The 17,042-nt window shown below is 68.8% G+C and carries 15 protein-coding genes and 1 tRNA gene; 8 read left to right on the top strand and 8 right to left on the bottom strand.

The genetic code is table 11. The features are described from left to right. The first annotated feature begins 27 nt into the window (after positions 1-27). The 6 genes from GON04_RS04855 (at position 28) to GON04_RS04830 (ending at position 6,353) form a co-directional block, all read left to right on the top strand. On the top strand, positions 28-1,557 hold the full coding sequence (locus tag GON04_RS04855; protein WP_157396825.1) for an arylsulfatase: 1,530 nt from the start codon (positions 28-30) through the stop codon (positions 1,555-1,557). A gap of 61 nt (positions 1,558-1,618) precedes the next feature. Further along, positions 1,619-2,545: a formylglycine-generating enzyme family protein gene (locus GON04_RS04850; protein ID WP_232532939.1), complete on the top strand. Its 927-nt coding sequence runs from the start codon at positions 1,619-1,621 to the stop codon at positions 2,543-2,545. Next, complete coding sequence (locus GON04_RS04845) at positions 2,542-3,966, top strand: arylsulfatase (RefSeq protein ID WP_157396823.1); 1,425 nt, start codon at positions 2,542-2,544, stop codon at positions 3,964-3,966. Before GON04_RS04850 ends, GON04_RS04845 begins: the two co-directional genes overlap by 4 nt. A gap of 3 nt (positions 3,967-3,969) precedes the next feature. Next, positions 3,970-4,332, top strand: a complete 363-nt coding sequence (locus GON04_RS04840; RefSeq protein ID WP_157396822.1) for a DUF1622 domain-containing protein — start codon at positions 3,970-3,972, stop codon at positions 4,330-4,332. Further along, complete coding sequence (locus GON04_RS04835; RefSeq protein ID WP_157396821.1) at positions 4,329-5,837, top strand: DUF1254 domain-containing protein; 1,509 nt, start codon at positions 4,329-4,331, stop codon at positions 5,835-5,837. The genes GON04_RS04840 and GON04_RS04835 overlap by 4 nt, the downstream gene beginning before the upstream one ends. Positions 5,838-5,885: 48 nt before the next feature. Next, positions 5,886-6,353 carry a YidH family protein gene (locus tag GON04_RS04830; protein WP_198349218.1) on the top strand — a complete coding sequence of 156 codons (468 nt, stop codon included), beginning with the start codon at positions 5,886-5,888 and terminating at the stop codon, positions 6,351-6,353. A 3-nt stretch (positions 6,354-6,356) separates the two neighbouring features. Here the strand turns inward: GON04_RS04830 and GON04_RS04825 are convergent, their stop codons facing one another. The 3 genes from GON04_RS04825 to GON04_RS04815 are packed head-to-tail and all read right to left on the bottom strand — an operon-like array spanning position 6,357 to position 8,850. After that, the gene (locus GON04_RS04825) at positions 6,357-7,214 is read right to left on the bottom strand and encodes an alpha/beta fold hydrolase (RefSeq protein ID WP_157396820.1); all 858 of its coding nucleotides are present in this window, start codon (positions 7,212-7,214) and stop codon (positions 6,357-6,359) included. Positions 7,215-7,243: 29 nt separating this feature from the next. Beyond that, complete coding sequence (locus GON04_RS04820) at positions 7,244-7,858, bottom strand: hypothetical protein (RefSeq protein WP_157396819.1); 615 nt, start codon at positions 7,856-7,858, stop codon at positions 7,244-7,246. Further along, the gene (locus GON04_RS04815) at positions 7,855-8,850 is read right to left on the bottom strand and encodes an alpha/beta fold hydrolase (RefSeq protein WP_157396818.1); all 996 of its coding nucleotides are present in this window, start codon (positions 8,848-8,850) and stop codon (positions 7,855-7,857) included. Before GON04_RS04815 ends, GON04_RS04820 begins: the two co-directional genes overlap by 4 nt. A 181-nt stretch (positions 8,851-9,031) precedes the next feature. Between GON04_RS04815 and GON04_RS04810 the strand changes: the two genes are divergently transcribed. Continuing rightward, a complete protein-coding gene (locus GON04_RS04810) occupies positions 9,032-11,560 on the top strand; it encodes an alpha/beta hydrolase (RefSeq protein ID WP_181653891.1) in 2,529 nt (842 codons plus the stop codon). 8 nt (positions 11,561-11,568) lie between these two features. Then, on the top strand, positions 11,569-12,924 hold the full coding sequence (locus GON04_RS04805) for an alpha/beta hydrolase (RefSeq protein WP_157396816.1): 1,356 nt from the start codon (positions 11,569-11,571) through the stop codon (positions 12,922-12,924). An 80-nt stretch (positions 12,925-13,004) separates the two neighbouring features. On the opposite strand, the gene GON04_RS04800 is transcribed toward GON04_RS04805, so the two are convergent. The 5 genes from GON04_RS04800 to GON04_RS04780 form a co-directional block, all read right to left on the bottom strand. Next, positions 13,005-13,080 (bottom strand) — tRNA-Ala (locus GON04_RS04800). Between the two features lie 43 nt (positions 13,081-13,123). After that, the gene (locus GON04_RS04795) at positions 13,124-13,993 is read right to left on the bottom strand and encodes an NAD(P)-dependent oxidoreductase (protein ID WP_157396815.1); all 870 of its coding nucleotides are present in this window, start codon (positions 13,991-13,993) and stop codon (positions 13,124-13,126) included. Between the two features lie 61 nt (positions 13,994-14,054). Beyond that, entirely contained in the window at positions 14,055-15,413 is a 1,359-nt protein-coding gene (locus GON04_RS04790; RefSeq protein ID WP_157396814.1) for an NAD(P)H-dependent oxidoreductase, read from the bottom strand. 6 nt (positions 15,414-15,419) lie between these two features. Next, a complete protein-coding gene (locus GON04_RS04785; protein WP_157396813.1) occupies positions 15,420-16,301 on the bottom strand; it encodes a phytanoyl-CoA dioxygenase family protein in 882 nt (293 codons plus the stop codon). 13 nt (positions 16,302-16,314) lie between these two features. After that, positions 16,315-17,007 carry a GntR family transcriptional regulator gene (locus GON04_RS04780; RefSeq protein WP_157396812.1) on the bottom strand — a complete coding sequence of 231 codons (693 nt, stop codon included), beginning with the start codon at positions 17,005-17,007 and terminating at the stop codon, positions 16,315-16,317. Between the last annotated feature and the right edge of the window lie 35 nt (positions 17,008-17,042).

The following is a 17,042-nucleotide window of genomic DNA, read 5'->3' as shown; positions in this document are numbered from 1 at the left end:
CAACCGACAGCACCCAAAGGAGATCGCATGGCCAAGAAGCCCAACATCCTCGTCATCTGGGGCGACGACATCGGGCAGTCCAACCTGAGTTGCTACACGCACGGTCTGATGGGCTACCGCACCCCCAACATCGACCGGATCGCGAAGGAAGGGATGCTGTTCACCGATTCCTACGGCGAGCAGTCCTGCACCGCGGGGCGGTCGTCGTTCATCACGGGGCAGAGCGTGTACCGCACGGGGCTATCGAAGGTGGGCACCCCCGGTGCACCAGTCGGCATGTCCGACAAGATCGTGACCATCGCGGCGCTGCTGAAGGAGCAGGGCTACGCCACCGGCCAGTTCGGCAAGAACCACCTGGGCGACCTGAACCACATGCTGCCCACCAACCACGGCTTCGACGAGTTCTACGGCAACCTGTACCACCTGAACGCCGAGGAAGAGCCGGAGATGGTCGACTACCCGAAGGACCCGGCATTCCACGAGAGGTTCGGGCCGCGCGGCGTGATCCATTCCTGGGCCACCGACAAGGACGACCCGACCGAGCAGCCGCGCTGGGGACGGGTGGGCAAGCAGAAGATCGAGGACACGGGGCCGCTCACCAGGAAGCGCATGGAGACCTGCGACGACGACTTCGTCGCCAAGGCGCAGGCGTTCATCCGCGCCCAGGAGAAGGCCGGCAAGCCCTGGTTCGTGTGGGTCAACACCACGCACATGCACTTCATCACCCACACCAAGGAGTCCAGCCTGGGCCAGGCGGGGCGCTGGCAGTCGCCCTACCACGACACGATGATCGACCACGACCGCAACGTCGGCCAGATGCTCGACCTGCTGGACGAACTGGGGATCGCGAAGGACACCTTCGTCCAGTACTCCACCGACAACGGCCCGCACCGCAACACCTGGCCGGACGCCGGCATGACGCCCTTCCGCAGCGAGAAGAACACCAACTGGGAAGGCGCCTTCCGCATCCCGATGCTGGTGCGCTGGCCGGGCAGGATCGAGGCCGGCTCGGTGTGCAACGGGATCGTGCAGCACCACGACTGGCTGCCCACCTTCCTGGCCATGGCCGGCGCGCCCGAGGTCAAGGAGAAGCTGAAGTCCGGGTACAAGGCGATCGGGCGCACCTACAAGAACCACATCGACGGCTACGACCTGCTGCCCTACCTGATCGGCAAGCAGAAGGAGGCGCCACGCCAGTTCTTCTTCTACATCAGCGACGACGGCGACATCCTGGCCCTGCGCTACGACAACTGGAAGATCGTCTTCATGGAGCAGCGCTGCCAGGGCACCCTGCAGGTCTGGGCCGAGCCGTTCACGCGGCTGCGCGTGCCCAAGATGTTCAACCTGCGCACCGACCCCTACGAGTCCGCGGACGTCACGTCCAACTCGTACTACGACTGGTTTCTCTACCACGGCTACTTCATGTTCGCGGCGCAAGCCGCGGCGGCGAAGTTCGCGGAGACCTTCAAGGACTTCCCGCCGATCCAGCGGCCCAACACCTTCACCATCGACGACGCGATCGCGAAGATGGGGGATTCCGCCGCGGGCAGCAGTTGAGATGCGAGGCGCGATGAGCGCAGTCAGCGACACCGTCGGCACCGCTCAAAATGCGGGTGCCATGGTCTGGGTCCCCGGCGGCGCCTTCCGCATGGGCTCCGACGCGCACTACCCCGAGGAAAAGCCCGTGCACCTGGTGCGGGTCGACGGCTTCTGGATCGACCGCACCCCCGTCACCAATGCGCAGTTCCGCGCCTTCGTCGAGGCGACCGGCCACGTCACCTTCGCCGAGATCGCGCCCGAGGCGAAAGACTATCCCGGCGCGCTGCCGGAGATGCTGCAGCCGGCGTCGCTGGTGTTCACGCCGCCGCGCCACGCGGTGGATCTGCGCGACTTCTCGCAGTGGTGGCAGTTCCGCTTCGGTGCCGACTGGCGCCATCCGCAGGGCCCGGGCAGCAGCATCGACGGCAAGGACGATCATCCCGTGGTGCACGTTGCCTGGTGCGACGTCCAGGCCTACGCGGCCTGGGCCGGCCAGCAGCTGCCGACGGAAGCCGAGTGGGAGTTCGCCTCTCGCGGCGGGCTCGACGGCGCGGAATTCGCCTGGGGCGACGAGTTCACGCCGCAGGGGCGGCACATGGCCAACACCTGGCAGGGCCGCTTTCCGCATGAGAACCTCGGCGTCGACGGCTTCGAGCGCACGTCGCCGGTGGCTGCCTTCCCGCCGAACGGCTACGGGCTGCTGGACATGATCGGCAACGTGTGGGAGTGGACCCAGGACTGGTATGCCGCGGGCCACCCCGACAGCGCGGCGCGGCCCTGCTGCGCCCCCGTGAACCCGCGCGGCGCGAGCGAGCAGGGAAGCTACGACCCGTGCCAGCTGGAGATCCGCATCCCGCGCAAGGTGCTCAAGGGCGGCTCGCACCTGTGCGCGCCCAACTACTGCCGCCGCTACCGGCCCGCCGCGCGGCACGCGCAGCCGGTGGACACCTCCACCAGCCACGTCGGGTTCCGCTGCGTGCGGCGGATGCCGGGCCCGCCGCCATGACCTCGCGCCGGTCGCTGCTGCAGGCGGCGCTGGCCGGCACCGCGCTGCTGGGCGATGCCACGCCGGTGCGGGCGCAGCCGGCGCGCCGGCCCAACATCCTCTTCATGCTCGCGGACAACCTGGGCTACGGCGAGCTGGGCGTCTATGGCGGCGGCAGGACACGCGGCGCGGCCACGCCCCGGATCGACCGGCTGGCCGCTGAAGGCCTGCGCCTGACCAACATGAACATGGAGGCGCAGTGCACGCCCAGCCGCTCGGCCATCCTCACCGGGCGCTACGCCATCCGCTCCGGCACGCACTCCGTGCCCTTCGGCGGCGTCGCCGACGGGCTCACGCAGTGGGAGGTGACGCTGGCCGAGTCGCTCGGCGCCGCCGGGTACGCAAGCGCGCTGTTCGGCAAGTGGCATCTGGGCAGCGAGGAAGGGCGCTTCCCCACCAACCAGGGCTTCGACGAGTGGTACGGCATCCCGCGCACGACCGACGAGGCGATGTGGCCCGGCATGCCCGGCTGGTCGGCCGCCGTCATGCCGCCCGAGCAGATCCTGGAAGGACGCAAGGGCGAGCGGACCCGCCCCGTGCGTGTCTACGACCTGGAGCAGCGCCGCCTGATGGACGCGGAGATCGCGCGCCGCACTGTCGCATTCATGGAGGCACAGGCGCACGCCGGCAAGCCCTTCTTCGCCTACGCCACGCTCACGCAGCCGCACCTGCCCACGCTGCCGCACCCGGAGTTCGCCGGCCGCACCGGCAACGGCGACTGGGCCGACATGCTGGCCGAGATGGATGCCAACGTCGGCCGCATGCTCGACGCGGTCGACCGGCTGGGCCTGCGCGAGAACACCATCGTCCTCTTCGCCAGCGACAACGGCCCCGAGTTCGTGAAACCCTGGGATGGCTGGGCGGGCCCATGGCGCGGCCAGTACTTCACGGCCTGGGAGGGCGGAATCCGCGTGCCCTGCATCGTGCGCTGGCCGGAGCGCGTGCCGGCCGGGCGGGTGAGCGATGCCATCGTGCATGCCGTGGACCTGTTCCCGACCCTCGCGAAGCTCGCGGGCGCTTCGGTGCCGGGCGACCGGCCCATCGACGGCGTGGACCAGTCGCCGCTGCTGCTCGGGCAGGCCGAGGCCTCCGCGCGCGAAGGCATCCTGGTCTTCTGCGCGGAGCGGCTGCAGGCTGTGAAGTGGCGCAACTACAAAGTCCACTTCTACCGGCAGGACACCATGGTGTCGCCGGCGGTAAAGCTGGGCATTCCGCTGCTGTTCAACCTGTACCAGAACCCGCGGGAAGACGAGGACAAGCCCAGCCTGGACAGCTGGGTGGTCGGGCCCGTGCTGAAGCTGGTCGCCGCGTTCGAGGCGAGCCTGAAGGCGCACCCGCTCATTCCCATGGGAACGCCCGATCCCTACAAACCGCCCAGGTGAACCATGCGCGAGTGGCTGGTCTCCCTCACCGAGGCGGCGATCGTGCTGATCGACGGCATCGCCCTGCTGGTCATCTTGTTCGGCACGCTGCAGGCAGTCGTGACAGGGCTGGGGGTGGTGGCGAAGCCAGACGGCCACCTGCGGCGCGACGTCTGGCTGCGCTACGCGCGCTGGCTGGTGGCGGGCCTCACCTTCCAGCTCGCCGCCGACATCGTCGAGACCGCGATCACCGAGGACTGGGAGTCCATCGCCCGGCTGGCTGCCATCGCCGTGATCCGCACCTTCCTCAACTACTTTCTCGAGCGCGACCTCGCGGAGGTGCGCGAGCGGCAGCACGAGAGCGCTCGTCCCACGGAGGCAACATGAAGGAATCCGCCCTGCAACCCGAGGCGCTCGCCCGCGCCTTGAGCCCTGCGCATGCCGACCTGCCCGATGGCGCCGGCGCTCCGGCGCGGCTGGCCAACGAGAAGTACGTCGAATCACTCGCGCGCATCCTCTTCTACTGGGGCTATCCGGCCGTCAACACGTACGGCCGCACCAGCTGCTGGGAGGCGATGAAGGGGGCCGGCCCCGGCGCGACCCTGGGCCTGTTCCCGGGCGCGCCGAAGAACCACACCGGCTATCTCGACGACTACATGTCTGCGCTGCAGCGCAAGGTGGTCACGCCCAACAACGACACCATCTACGGCGCCTGCTTCGCGGACCTCGCCGAGGACAGCGTCGTGCTGCAGACGCCGTCGCAGGTGCCGCCCGGCCACTACTGGACGGTGCAGATGGCCGACCTGTTCACCACGGTCACGCACCAGATCGGCTCCGCCTCACGCACACCGGGCGGCAAGTTCCTGGTGGTCGGGCCGGACTGGCAGGGCGAGAAGCCGCCGGGCTTCCTCGGCGTGCTGCGCTCCCCGACGAACCTCGCCGTCCTGATGTTCCGCTGCTTCGCGGCGCGCACGCCGGAGGCGAAGGCGCAGGCCCGTTCCGTGCTGAACCAGCTGGGCGCCGTGCCCCAGAAGGAGGACAGGCCGGGCCCGCTGCGGTTCGACTGCGAGGCGAGCGCGCGCAACAAGGTCTTTCCGCGAGGACTGACGGCCGACATGCTGGCGGCCGATCCCGACCTGCTGCGGCACCGGCCCGTGAACGCGCTCACGTTCTGGGACGACCTCCAGGTGGCGCTGGACGCGAATCCGCGCGTCAGCACCGACGACGCGCCGATGGCGGCGCAGGCGCGCGTGCTGCTCGCGTTGCGCGCTGTGGACCCGGCCTGGCGCGCGCTGGTCGACCGCACCACGCTGGCGGCGAACGCGGAGCTGCACGAGTCGGCGAAGTACCACCAGGCCGGCGCCGCTGCCGGCAACGGCTGGCAGCGTCAGGAGAATGGCGGCGCCTGGGGCAGCGACTGGTTCGGCCGCGCGCAGGCGGCGGTCATCTACATCTACGTCAACGACTTCCACGAGGCGATCTACTTCATCCGCGGCACCGATGCGCAGGGGGAGCTGCTGCAGGGCCGCTATCGCTACACGGTGACCTTTCCCAAGGGCGCGTTGCCGCCGGTGGACCGCGACCGCGGCGGTTTCTGGTCGCTGACCATGTACGACCAGGACTATTTCATGGTCCCCGACAGTCCCAACGGCCGCCACAACATCGGCACCGTCAACCTCGACGCGAACGAGCTGGCGTTCGCGTCCGACGGTTCGCTGGTGCTGCACCTGTCGCACGCCGAACCGCCCGAGGCGGACGCGCGTGCCAACTGGCTGCCCGCGCCGGCTGGGCAGTTCGCGCTGCTGGTGCGCACCTACGTGCCGACGCCGCCGCTGCTCGACGGCAGCTACCGGCTGCCGGACGTGCAGAAATCGGTCGCCCGAGAGGCATGAGCGACGCGAGTCGCACGCCGCCGGTCGAGCCCGGCAGGGAGGTGGTCCATGGACGTTGACCTGAGATCCCGTGAAGCGCGGACACCGGAGCCCGACGCCAACACCGAGTTGGCGCGGCGCCGCACCGGCATGTCGTTCCAGCGCACGCGCATGAGCGCCGACCGCACGCTCATGTCGGTGATCCGGACGGCGATTTCCCTCATCGGCTTCGGTTTCACCATCTACCAGGTGTTCGAGAAGCTCGAAGCGGCCGGCATGGTCGACGACGCGAACGCCTCGCGCAACTTCGGCCTGGCGTTCGTGCTGGTCGCACTCGTCATGCTGCTGATCGGCATCGTGTACCACGTCGCCTTCATGCTGGGCTTGCGCAGGACCCGCGAGCAGATGACGGCCGAAGGCCTCATCCACGGCGAGAGCGTGTTCCCGCCCTCGTTCACGCTCGTGACGGCCGCGCTGGTGTTCCTGCTCGGCCTCGTGGCCATCACCACCATGCTCGGCTTCGCCACCTTCGGCTGAGCTTCAGCCGCCGAAGTAGTCGGTGAACACCCGCGCGAACAGGGAGGGCTGCTCGAGGTTCATCGAGTGGCCGACAGAGGGGAACAACTCCAGCCGCGCGTTCGGCAGCTTCTGGACCATCACGTCCATGTGATCGCGCGGGATCCAGTAGTCCATCTTGCCGTACAGGATCAGGTGCTCGTGCTTCATCGCTGGCATGCGGGCCGCGAGCGCGCCCGATTCCCATTCGCGGGCCAGGTTCTGCGGCGTGCCGAACCAGACGCCGTCGGACAGCAGCCGCGTCTTCTCCACCAGCAGCCGGAACAGCTCGCGCTGTCCCGCCGACGCGGTGGCGGCGAATTGCGGTGACTGGCCGGCAACCAGGGTTTCCGGCCGGAACAGGGTCGGCGCGGCGCTCGCCAGCCCGGCAAAGCAGACGTCGGTGTCGCCCTTCATCGCGGTGAGCACGTCCACCTGCCCGGGCGCGAGCTGCAGGCCCAGGGGACTCACGGGATCGAGCATCAACACCTTGCCGAACCGATCGGGCGCCGCGTCCAGCATGTAGGAGGCGATGATGCCGCCCGTGGAATGGCAGTACAGGTGACACTTGGCGATGCCCAGGGCGTCGAGCAGGGCGAGGTGGTCGCGCGCATGCACGGACATGGCGTAGTTGGAGAAGTCCGTAGTGGGCTGCGGTTTCTCCGAGTCCCCGCAGCCGCGCCACTCCGCCGTGACGACCCGCAGTTGGTCGGGCAACAGCGGCAGCGCCAGGTCCAGCCAGTTGGCGCAGCCCAGGTTGCCGTGCACGGCGAGCACCACGTTGTCGCCGGTTCCATGCTCCTGGTAGCCCATGGTGAGTGTTTCGGTCTTGATGCGTGGCATCTGCTTCTCCTGGTGCAAGGGCCGGGCGGCTACGGCGCCGCCATCCAGCCGAGGAACTCCGTCATCACGCCGTCGACGAGCGCCTGGTCGGCCTCGATCCGCTCCTCGCGTTCCGCGAGGGGCAGGTTGTCGCCAATCACCTTCAGCAGGCGGATCTGCGTCTGGAGCATGCGCGCGTTCTCCTGCTCGATGCGCGCCAGCGCCATCACGAACGGTGCCGCCGGGTCCGCAGCCTCCGGCACGATGGGCGCGAGGCGGATGCGCGCGAACTGCGCATGTCCCAGAGAGAGGCCGCGGTACGCGGCGTCCGGGCTGAACAGCGGGCCGGGCGCCTGCATCACGCGGCTCCACGCCATCGCCAGCGGCGCCGTGATGCGGCCAGCCTGGACCAGCGCCGCCGGCGTCCCGAGCCATTGCGTGGTGCGGGCGAGCAACGTGATCGCTTCCATCTCGCGGGCCGCCTGGGAGATGAGGAACTGCTGCGCGAGCCCCATTCCCGGCACCCATTGCATCAGCAGGTGGAATGCGAGGTTGCCATTCTTGGCCGCCGTGAGGACCAGCGCGATGCGCGTCTGCACCGGCGCCGTGAACCCGCTTTCTGCCACGCGGTCCCGGGCCCGGTCATAGAGTTCGGGGGCGATCACGGCGCCGCCAATCGCGCGGGCGAGCGGCCGCCGCTGCGCCTCGCCGCGGGACTTGCCGTGGCGCGTACCGGCCGCACAGCTGCCACCTGCACGGCCCGGCGCCAGTCGCCCAGCAGGGGCAGCCACTGCACGCGCGCCTTCGGGTCCTCGGCGGCGGCCCACACGCTCTGGTCGCCCACCCAGCTGCCGTCGCGCACCTGCGCGAGGAAGACCTCGATCTGCCGCATGGTCACCGCGGGCAATTCCAGCGTGAACGCGTGGTATGCGTGCTGCACGATCACGAGGCGCGAGTTGGCGATGCGGGTGCGGATCAGGTCGTGGCACTCGCGCGGCGTGAAGAAGTCGAACTCGCCGTTCAGGAGCAGCGTGGGGACGGCGATCTGGTGCAGGTCCGGCGTGAGCGGCTGGAACGTGACGAAGGACTCCATCAGGTTCTGCATCGCGTAACCGTCGTTGCCGATGTAGCCAGACCTCTTCATCGCCGGGATGCGTTCGCGGTTGGCGGCGATCCAGGCGGAGCTCATGTTCAGCGGGTACAGCATGGTTTGCATGTAGGGGAAGCCCACGTCGATGAGGCCCTGCAGCATGACCGTGCCGAGGAATTCGAGCTGGGGCGTCAGTTCGGCGAAGGTGCTCATGGCCACCAGGCTGTCCAGCCGGTGGCCGTAGCGGATGGCGAAGTCCAGCGCGATCACGCCGCCGAAGGAGATGCCGGCCAGGTGCGTCTTGCGGATGCCCAGCTCGGTGAGCAGGCCATCCAGGAGGTCCGCATGCGCCGCCAGCGGGATGTCGATCACCGGCTTGGAGGAGCGCCCTTGCCCCAGCATGTCGTAGGCCAGCACCCGATAGCCACGCGGCCCGAAGTAGTCGGCGTAGGCGGTCCAGAGGTTCGCGTTCTGGGTCAGCCCGTTGAGGAAGGTGATCACGGGCCCGCGCTCGCCGCCGGCGAGCTGGAAATGAACCTGCGCGTTGTCGATCCGGACGCTGGGCATGGAACCTACGGCGGGAACCGCTCTCGCGGGGCCTGCATCTTGCACCCGAGCCAGGCGTGCACTCATTGGCCTTTGGTCCAACTTGCGCCAGCCGGGCGGCTGCCGCACGCTGCCGTGCCGCCGCGGATGGAGTCCCCGGCCGTCCCGGGTCGAATCGGGGCGGCGGCCAGGAGTGACGTTCATGGGCCGCCTTCTTCCTTCGCTGCCCGGCGTGGTCGCCGGATGCCTGTTTGCACTGGTCGCGGCCCTCGTGCCGCTCGTGCCGGCGCATGCTCAGCAAACCCTCACGCCCCGGTCGGTCGTGGCCGAGCTGGACGGCCTGAAGCAGACCTGGACGCTGCCCAACTTCCGCATCGGCGGCAAGTACGACCTGGCCGATCCCAAGGCGTGGGAGAACGGCGCGCCGGACGGGGTCACGCTCGAATCGCTCGGCGCCGGCCCGGCGCGTACCGCCTACATCGCGGTGGGCACGCCCAAGCGCAACGCGAAGGGCGAGATCGTCAACGCTATCGTCGTGAGCTCGTACTACTCCGGCGACGCCACCGCGATGTACAACAACTGGTACGCGGGGCAGAAGGGCAACGGCTTCTCGGGCGGCGCCCTGGTCGGGCCCGGCCTGCTGTTCGACACCAACCGCTTCTACGTCGTGTTCGTCGACGGCCTGGGCCTGTGGGGTGCCTCCAAGCCCTCGGACGGGCTGGGACGCAAGTTCCCCGTCTACAGCTACTACGACATGGTGCAGCTCAACTACCGGCTGCTGCGCGACCACCTCAAGGTCGGCCATGTCGTGCTCTCCACCGGCGCTTCGATGGGCGGCACCCAGGCCTACTACTGGGGCCTGATGCATCCCGGGATGGTGGCCGCCGTCATGCCCATCGGCGGAGCCACGGCGACGGACGGGGAAGGGCCGGTGGCGGCGTGGACCTTCCAGCTGGCCAAGGCGGCGCTCGAGTCCGACCCCGTGTGGGTGGCGACCAAGGGCGACTACTACAAGCTGCCGAAGGAGCAGCACCCGAACAAGGGGGTCGAGTTCCACTGGTCGATGCTCTCCATCACCGGCTACGACCTGAACTACCGGCAGAGCCAGGGCTGGGATGCCGTCTCCAAGGAAGTCTTCACCTGGGAACCCGACCCGCGCATGGGCAGCAACGCCGGCGCCAACCTGAAGAACCTCGCGAAGCTCTTCGATGGCGTCGACCTCTGGTACCGCGACACGGTCGGCGAGATCCACAACGTCAACAAGCTGCTGCCGCAGATGAAGGCGCGCACCCTGGTCGTGCACGTCGACAACGACCAGTGGCTGATCTCGGACAAGGCACGGGCCGCGGCCCAGGCGATTCCCGGCGGGCAGTACGTGGGGCTGTCCGATCCGACCGCGCACTACGCGGTGTTCAAGGCGCTCAACGTGCTGAAGACCAACCCGATCTTCGACACCTACATGCACGACATCGACGTGCTGCCCGACCAGGGCCTGGTGTGCGAGGCCACGAACTACCGCACGCCCAAGGTGAACATGCAGCCGAGCCCGGACCGTTCCTTCTGGAAGCAGGAGATGGTGTCACCCTTCCCGGTGAAGTACGCGACGGTCAAGGACAAGCGCGGCGTCGCCTGGGAACTGGGCTACATGGACGAATACTGCGGCAAGTCGGCCAACCCGCCGGTGCTGGTGGTCGTGCACGGCAAGGGCGCCTTCGGCGCGCACTATGGCTACCTGATCAAGTACGCCGTCGAACACGGCTACCGCGTGATCGCGCCGGACATGCCGCAGTGGGGAACCTCCGGCCCGGGCAACCTGGACAAGCCGATGACGCGCACGCTCAATGACGTGCGGGATGCCTTCCACGCCCTCATCGTGGGCCGGCTGGGGGTGAAGAAGGCCTTCTACCACGGGCACTCGCTGGGCGGGCAGACGGTGATCGGCTATGCGCTGCGCTACCCCGAGGCGGTGCAGGGACTCGCGCTCGAGGCGCCCGCGGGCCTGGAGGAGTACCAGCGCACCTTCCGCATGGGCGACAAGGACCTGCCGATCTGCGACAAGACCATCGCCTACGACCCGAAGGCCTGGCATGCGGCCTACGACCCGATGGGTCTGGTCGAAGGCGAACTCAAGCGCAGCCCGCAGGGCGTGCGCGACTTCTTCTACTTCAAGAAGCGCGATCCCGCCGGCGGCGCGGTGGCCACCAACACCGGCTACTTCTTCAACGACACCGAGTACGCGCGGCTGCACACCGACCAGCGCGTGGCGATGATCACCGGCAACCGCCGCGAGTTCGAGCAATGGTCGTTCATGTTCATCTACGACCTGTACTCGATCTGCTCCGAGCTGAACGCCGACGACCCGGCTTCGATCTACAAGCAGGTCACGAAGATCAAGGCGCCCATCTTCCTGGCGTTCGGCGCGCAGGAGCCCTTCATCCCCGGGACGGCGCTCAATGGCCTCACGGGGCTGTCCAAGAGCATCATCGTGCCCTTCAAGCAGCGCATGACCGCCGCGGGCAACCCGCCGGTGATCAAGGTGTACCCCGGCGTGGGCCACTTCATCCACACCGACGTGCCGTACGAGTACGCACGCGACACGGTGGACTTCATGAAGCGCGGCCGCGTCGACGCCACGTCGCCCGACGTCATGGAAGCGCTGGAAAACGGCGGTGGGTCGACCACCGCCGCCGCCGAAGCGCCAGCCGGGAAGCCCACCGGTCTCGCCAAGTGAGGTCCGCCATGAACACGACATCCCGCGCGATCCTTCTGGCCGGCGCTGCGCTGTGCGCCTGCTGCCTGCCCGCGCACGGCCAGGCCTTCGACGTGAGCAAGATCCACCAGATCACGCCGCCCTCGTCGATCATGGCGCAGGACGCCAAGAAGCAGTACTACACGATCCCGAACTTCCGCATCGGCGGCAAGTACGACCTGGACGCCGGCCCCGGCTCGTGGCGCAACGGCGCCGCGGGCGGCACGACGCTCGAGTCGCTGGGCGCGCCGCCCCTGAAGGTGGGGTACATCGCCGTGGGAACGCCGCGGCGCAATGCGCAGGGGGAGATCACCAACGCGCTGATCATCAACACCTTCTACTCCGGCGACGCCACCTGGATGTACAACACCTGGTACGAAGGCCAGCCGGCCAACGCCTTCTCCGGCGGCGCCATCGTCGGCCCGGGGCGCACCATCGACACCGAACGCTTCTACGTGGTGTTCCTGGATGCGATCGGCCTCTGGGGCGAGGCCAAGCCGTCGGCGGGCCTGGGCCGCAAGTTCCCGCAGTACAGCTACTTCGACATCGTGCAGGCCAACTACCAATTGCTGCGCGACCACCTGAAGGTGGCCCAGGTGGAGGTGGCCACGGGCGTCTCCATGGGCGCCACGCAAAGCTGGGTGTGGGGCGTCATGTATTCACCGGGCGGGTTCGTGAAGGGCATCATGCCGATCGGCGGCACGACCGCCTCGGACGGCAGCGATCCGGTGGGCCAGTGGACCTTCCGCCTCGGCCAGGCGGCCATCGAGTCCGACCCGGTCTGGCGGGAGACCGGCGGCAACTACTACCACCTGCCCGAGGAGAAGCATCCCAAGAAGGGCCTCGAGTTCATGTGGTCCGCCCTGCAGCTCACGGGCTACACCTTCCCGGTGCGCTCCGGGACGCCCTGGTCCACCTTGCAGAAGGAAGTCTTCTACTGGGACCCCAAGGGCGATGCGGGGCAGACCTACATCAATCGCGTGAAGAACGAGGACCCGGTCGACTACTGGTACCGCAACAACGCCGGCTTCTCCTACAACATCAACAAGGACCTCAAGCGCATCAAGGCGCGCACCCTCGTCGTGCACGTGGACACCGACATGTGGCTGATGGTGGAGAACGCGCGCAAGGCGGCCGAGCAGGTGCCCGGTGCGTTCTTCGCGCATTTCCCCGACCCGGGCGCGCACTACGGCGTGTTCAAGGCGCCCAACATCCTGCGCCCCACCATCCAGGCCTTCATCGAGGACCGCTTCACGACCAGCCTGCCGGGCATCGATGGCGCGGCCGCCGCCGAAGGCAAGCCCGCCGCGGCTGCCGAGGCCAAGCCCGCGGGGCTCGCCAAGTGATTGCCGGGGCCAAGAGAAAGGGCCTTGACGAGCAAGGCAAAAGAAAAAGGCCTTGATAAATCAAGGCCTTGGAAAGATTGTGGTGGAGAGGAGGAGGATCGAACTCCCGACCTTCGCATTGCGAACGCGACGCTCTCCCAGCTGAGCTACCCCCCCACAACGGTCATCATTCTATCCCAACTCGACGCACCGGCCCGGCTCAGCGCATGCCGTTGCGGCTGGCCAGCTCGACGAAGAGGCCCGAATGGTCGAGGTCGGTGAGGCCGTGCTCCAGGCCGGCCGCGTAGAGCTGCTCGAACAGCCGCGTGATGGGGGCGTCGAAGCCGATCTCCTCGGCCGTGGCGAGGGCATTGCGCATGTCCTTGGCCTGCACCGACATCCGGGCCCGGGGCGCGAAGTCGCGCTCGACCATGCGCTGGCCGTGCAGTTGCAGGATGCGGCTGTCGGCGAAGCCGCCGGTGATGGCCTCGCGCACCTTGGCCATGTCGGCGCCGCCCTTGGCGCACAGCAGCAGCGATTCGGCCACGGCGCCGATGGTGATGCCGACGATCATCTGGTTGGCCAGCTTGGTGAGCTGGCCGGTGCCGTGCGGCCCCACGTGCGTGGCGCGCCCGAAGACCTGGAACACCGGGACGGCGCGCTCGAAGTCGGGCGCCTTGCCGCCGACCATGATGACCAGGGTGCCGTTCTCGGCGCCCACGGTGCCGCCGGAGACCGGGGCGTCGAGGCAGTCGACCCCGAGTTCACCCAGCCGGGCCGCGTGGTCGCGGGCCTCGCGCGGCTGGATGGAGGCCATGTCGATGAACAGGCTGCCTCGGCGCATGGCCCGGGCGGCGTCCTGGGCGAACAGGACGTCCTGGACGATGGGGCCGCTCTCGAGCATGCCCACCGTGATCTCGGCGTCGGCGACGGCCTGGGCGGGCGTGTCGCAGACGGTGGCGCCGCTGGCGGCCAGCGGCTGCGCCTTCTCGCGGGTGCGGTTCCAGACCGACACGGTGTGGCCGGCCTCGCACAGGCGGCGGGCCATCGGCAGGCCCATGCGGCCCGTTCCCAGCAATGCAATCTTCATGAATCGTCCTCCCGTGCCTCGCAGGCCGCCGATGATGGGGCGGCCGGTCGAGGGTTGCCTGTCACGCGGCTTTCAGCAGGGGCTTGGCGAACAGCTCTTCCATCTGCTTGCGCACCTGCCAGGCGCGGGTAGAAGTATCCATCGCCACGTCGGCCCAGCTCAGGCTCTGGCCCTTCTTGACTGGCCGCACCACCTTCACGTCGTGGGCCAGCCCGAGCGGCAGGCCGCCCAGGCGCACCGATGTCTCGGCCGGCAGGAGCTTGCCCCAGACCGTGTAGCCGCCTTCGCCATCCAGCATGTCGCCAGGCTGCAGGTCGCGCTTGGCGGTGGCCACCACGTCGGCGTTCCAGCCGGTGGCCACGCCGGTCGGCTCGCCGCGCAGCGCCACCGACGCCACCGACACCCCGACCTCCAGCCCGATCAGGTGCCAGCGCTTGTACAGGGTGAAGTAGCGTCCGCTCGGGTCGGTGTGGGCGTTGTATTCCTCGAAGCAGTTCTTGATGTACTCGGTCTCGGCTTCGACGGTCACCCAGACGCCCATGCGGATGTCGTAGGGGATGGTGCGGCCGTCGGGCTCCAGCGAGGACACCACCTCCACCATGCCCTTGCGTTCGAGCACGCCGCCCTCGCTGCGCGGGCGGGTGACGAAGGGGATGTCCTCGACGCTGGCGGGCGGGTAGAGCAGGCCGTTGCTGGGCACGCCCAGCCCGGTGGCGTTGGCGACCGCGGTGCTTTCGATCGACGGCTTGGAGCCATCGAGGAAGCTGTTGAACATCTTGGGGTTCAGGCCGCCGCGGCTGGCCTGTTCCGGCGTCAGGCCGTAGTAGCCCCACACCGTTTCGGGTGTCGACTCGCAGAAGTGCGGCAGCCACTTGTGCCCGCGGCCGGCCGCCACCACCGGGAAGCCGCAGGTGCGCGCCCAGTCCACCAGGTCGCAGATCAGCGCCGGCTGGTCGCCGAAGGCCAGCGAGTACACGACGCCGGCCTCCTGGGCCTTGCGCGCCAGCAGGGGCCCGCAGAAGGCATCGGCCTCCACCGTGACGTTGACCACGTGCTTGCCGTGCGCGAACGCTTCCAGGCAGTGGTCGACCGCGGCGATCGGGTGGCCGGTGCACTCGACGACGACGTCGATGGCCGGATGGCGCACCAGCGCCTGCCAGTCCTCGCCCACGTGGGTGGTGCCGGCCTTCAGGGCGGCGTCGAGCGAGGCCGCTTCGGCGCGCTGCGGGTCCCAGCCCACGCGGGCCAGGTTGGCGCGGGCGGCCGACGGCGACAGGTCGGCGATGCCCACCAGGTGCACGCCCGGGGTGCGGGGCACCTGGGCCAGGTACATGGAGCCGAACTTGCCGGCGCCGATGAGGCCGATGCGCACGGGCTTGCCGGCGGCGGCGCGTTGCTGGAGCTTGGCGTGGAGGCTCATGCTGGTTCAGGCGGCTTGCTTCATGTCGGCGAAGGGGACGCTGCTGGTCTGCAGCGCGCTGGCGGGCAGGCCGTCCTTCCAGGGCAGGTCCACGGGGTAGGGCCGCTGCAGGCAGTCGTCCGGCAGGCACTCGATCGGCGCGAAGTCGCGGTGCGCGATGTACTCGGGCCGCTTGAAGCGGCGGATGTGGTTGGAGACGGCACACAGGCTCAGGTACACGCTGACGCGGTTCCAGGGCGAGAGGTTGCTGCTGGAGGCATGCACCAGGCAGCTGTGGAACAGGATCATCGAGCCGGCCGGCCCCTTGGGGCTGACGATGCCGCCGTCCTTGCCGCCGGCGCGCTCGACCAGCTGGGCGATCAGGTCGTTGTCGACGGTCCAAAGCGGGTAGCTGGTCGTGGTGAGGTCGTGCTTCGCTTCCACCACGCCCTTCTTGTGGCTGCCCGGGATGAACATCAGCGGGCCGTTGTACTCGTTCACGTCGTCCAGGAAGATGGCGACGTTCATGGCGCGCTCGGTGGGCATCTGGTCGTCGTTGAGCCAGGTGCCGTAGTCCTGGTGCCACTGCCAGACGTCGCCCTCGAAGGCCATCTTGCCGTTGATCTTGAACTGGTGCATGTAGACCTGCTCGTCGAACAGGTCCATCACCGGACGGACCATCCGCGGGTGCCGCGCCAGCCGGGCGAAGGGCTCGCTCACCATGTGGGCCGCGAAGTTGGTGCGCACCGCGTCGCTGCCCTTCTCGCGCACGTTGTAGGCCTCGCGCCGGGCGTACAGGTCCGGCACCGCGTCCCGCAGCGTCTGCGTTTCGGCCGGCGAGAACTGGCCGGGAAAGAACAGGTAGCCCTCGCGGTCGAACTGCGCGAGCTGGTCCTTGGTCAGGTGCATGGCGGTGTCTCCTTCAGGTGGGGGTCTGCTGGGAAGCGGTGCCCAGGACGCCGGCCAGGCGCTGGGCGAGGTTCTCGGCGGCGCGCTGGCCGTGCTGCTGCATCGACTGGGCGGCGCGATCGGCGTCGCCGGCGGCGATGGCGCGGGCGATGGCCTCGTGTTCGTCCCACACGGTCTCGCGCTGGCGTGACTGCTGCAGCACGGCGCCCATCACGCGGCGCAGGTGGCGCCAGTGCTGGTGCGCGCTCTGTGCGATGAGCGGGTTGCCCGAGGCGGCGTAGATCGCATCGTGGAACGCCAGGTCGGCATCGATCATGGCCTTCACGTTGCGGCCGCGCGCCGCCTTGCGCCCGGCCTCCAGCAGCCGGGGATCGAGGCGGTAGCGGGCCTGCGCCGCGAGGCGGGCGGCCAGGGCGTCGAGGGCGCCGCGCACCTGGTAGACGGCCTGGGTCCAGTCGGCATCGAGCGGCGCCACCAGCAGCCCGCGGCCGGGGGCGTCCTGCACGAAGCCGTCTTTCTTCAGCAGCCGCAGCGCCTGCAGCACCGGCTGGCGCGAGACGGCGAGCTGCTGCGCGATCTCTTCCTGGGTGATACGCTGCCCCGGCGCGAGCGATCCCTCGCTGATGGCGTCGAGCAACCGGCGGTAGACCTGGTCGACGAGGTCGGGTGCCGCTTCCAGGCGGACGAGCGTGGGGGTGTTCGGCATTCGGATCAATGAATTCCGTATACAGAATACAGCAA

Origin of the sequence: Ramlibacter pinisoli (genome assembly GCF_009758015.1) — a bacterium.
Taxonomy (GTDB): domain Bacteria; phylum Pseudomonadota; class Gammaproteobacteria; order Burkholderiales; family Burkholderiaceae_C; genus Ramlibacter; species Ramlibacter pinisoli.
The sequence above is the reverse complement of the archived record's forward strand: the minus strand, read 5'-3'. Positions and strand labels throughout refer to the sequence as shown.

Coding starts and splice junctions, on each gene's coding strand:
- GON04_RS04855 (WP_157396825.1), top strand. CDS start 28: ATGGCCAAGAAGCCCAACATCCTCGTCATCTGGGGCGACGACATCGGG.
- GON04_RS04850 (WP_232532939.1), top strand. CDS start 1,619: ATGGTCTGGGTCCCCGGCGGCGCCTTCCGCATGGGCTCCGACGCGCAC.
- GON04_RS04845 (WP_157396823.1), top strand. CDS start 2,542: ATGACCTCGCGCCGGTCGCTGCTGCAGGCGGCGCTGGCCGGCACCGCG.
- GON04_RS04840 (WP_157396822.1), top strand. CDS start 3,970: ATGCGCGAGTGGCTGGTCTCCCTCACCGAGGCGGCGATCGTGCTGATC.
- GON04_RS04835 (WP_157396821.1), top strand. CDS start 4,329: ATGAAGGAATCCGCCCTGCAACCCGAGGCGCTCGCCCGCGCCTTGAGC.
- GON04_RS04830 (WP_198349218.1), top strand. CDS start 5,886: ATGGACGTTGACCTGAGATCCCGTGAAGCGCGGACACCGGAGCCCGAC.
- GON04_RS04825 (WP_157396820.1), bottom strand. CDS start 7,214: ATGCCACGCATCAAGACCGAAACACTCACCATGGGCTACCAGGAGCAT.
- GON04_RS04815 (WP_157396818.1), bottom strand. CDS start 8,850: ATGCCCAGCGTCCGGATCGACAACGCGCAGGTTCATTTCCAGCTCGCC.
- GON04_RS04810 (WP_181653891.1), top strand. CDS start 9,032: ATGGGCCGCCTTCTTCCTTCGCTGCCCGGCGTGGTCGCCGGATGCCTG.
- GON04_RS04805 (WP_157396816.1), top strand. CDS start 11,569: ATGAACACGACATCCCGCGCGATCCTTCTGGCCGGCGCTGCGCTGTGC.
- GON04_RS04795 (WP_157396815.1), bottom strand. CDS start 13,993: ATGAAGATTGCATTGCTGGGAACGGGCCGCATGGGCCTGCCGATGGCC.
- GON04_RS04790 (WP_157396814.1), bottom strand. CDS start 15,413: ATGAGCCTCCACGCCAAGCTCCAGCAACGCGCCGCCGCCGGCAAGCCC.
- GON04_RS04785 (WP_157396813.1), bottom strand. CDS start 16,301: ATGCACCTGACCAAGGACCAGCTCGCGCAGTTCGACCGCGAGGGCTAC.
- GON04_RS04780 (WP_157396812.1), bottom strand. CDS start 17,007: ATGCCGAACACCCCCACGCTCGTCCGCCTGGAAGCGGCACCCGACCTC.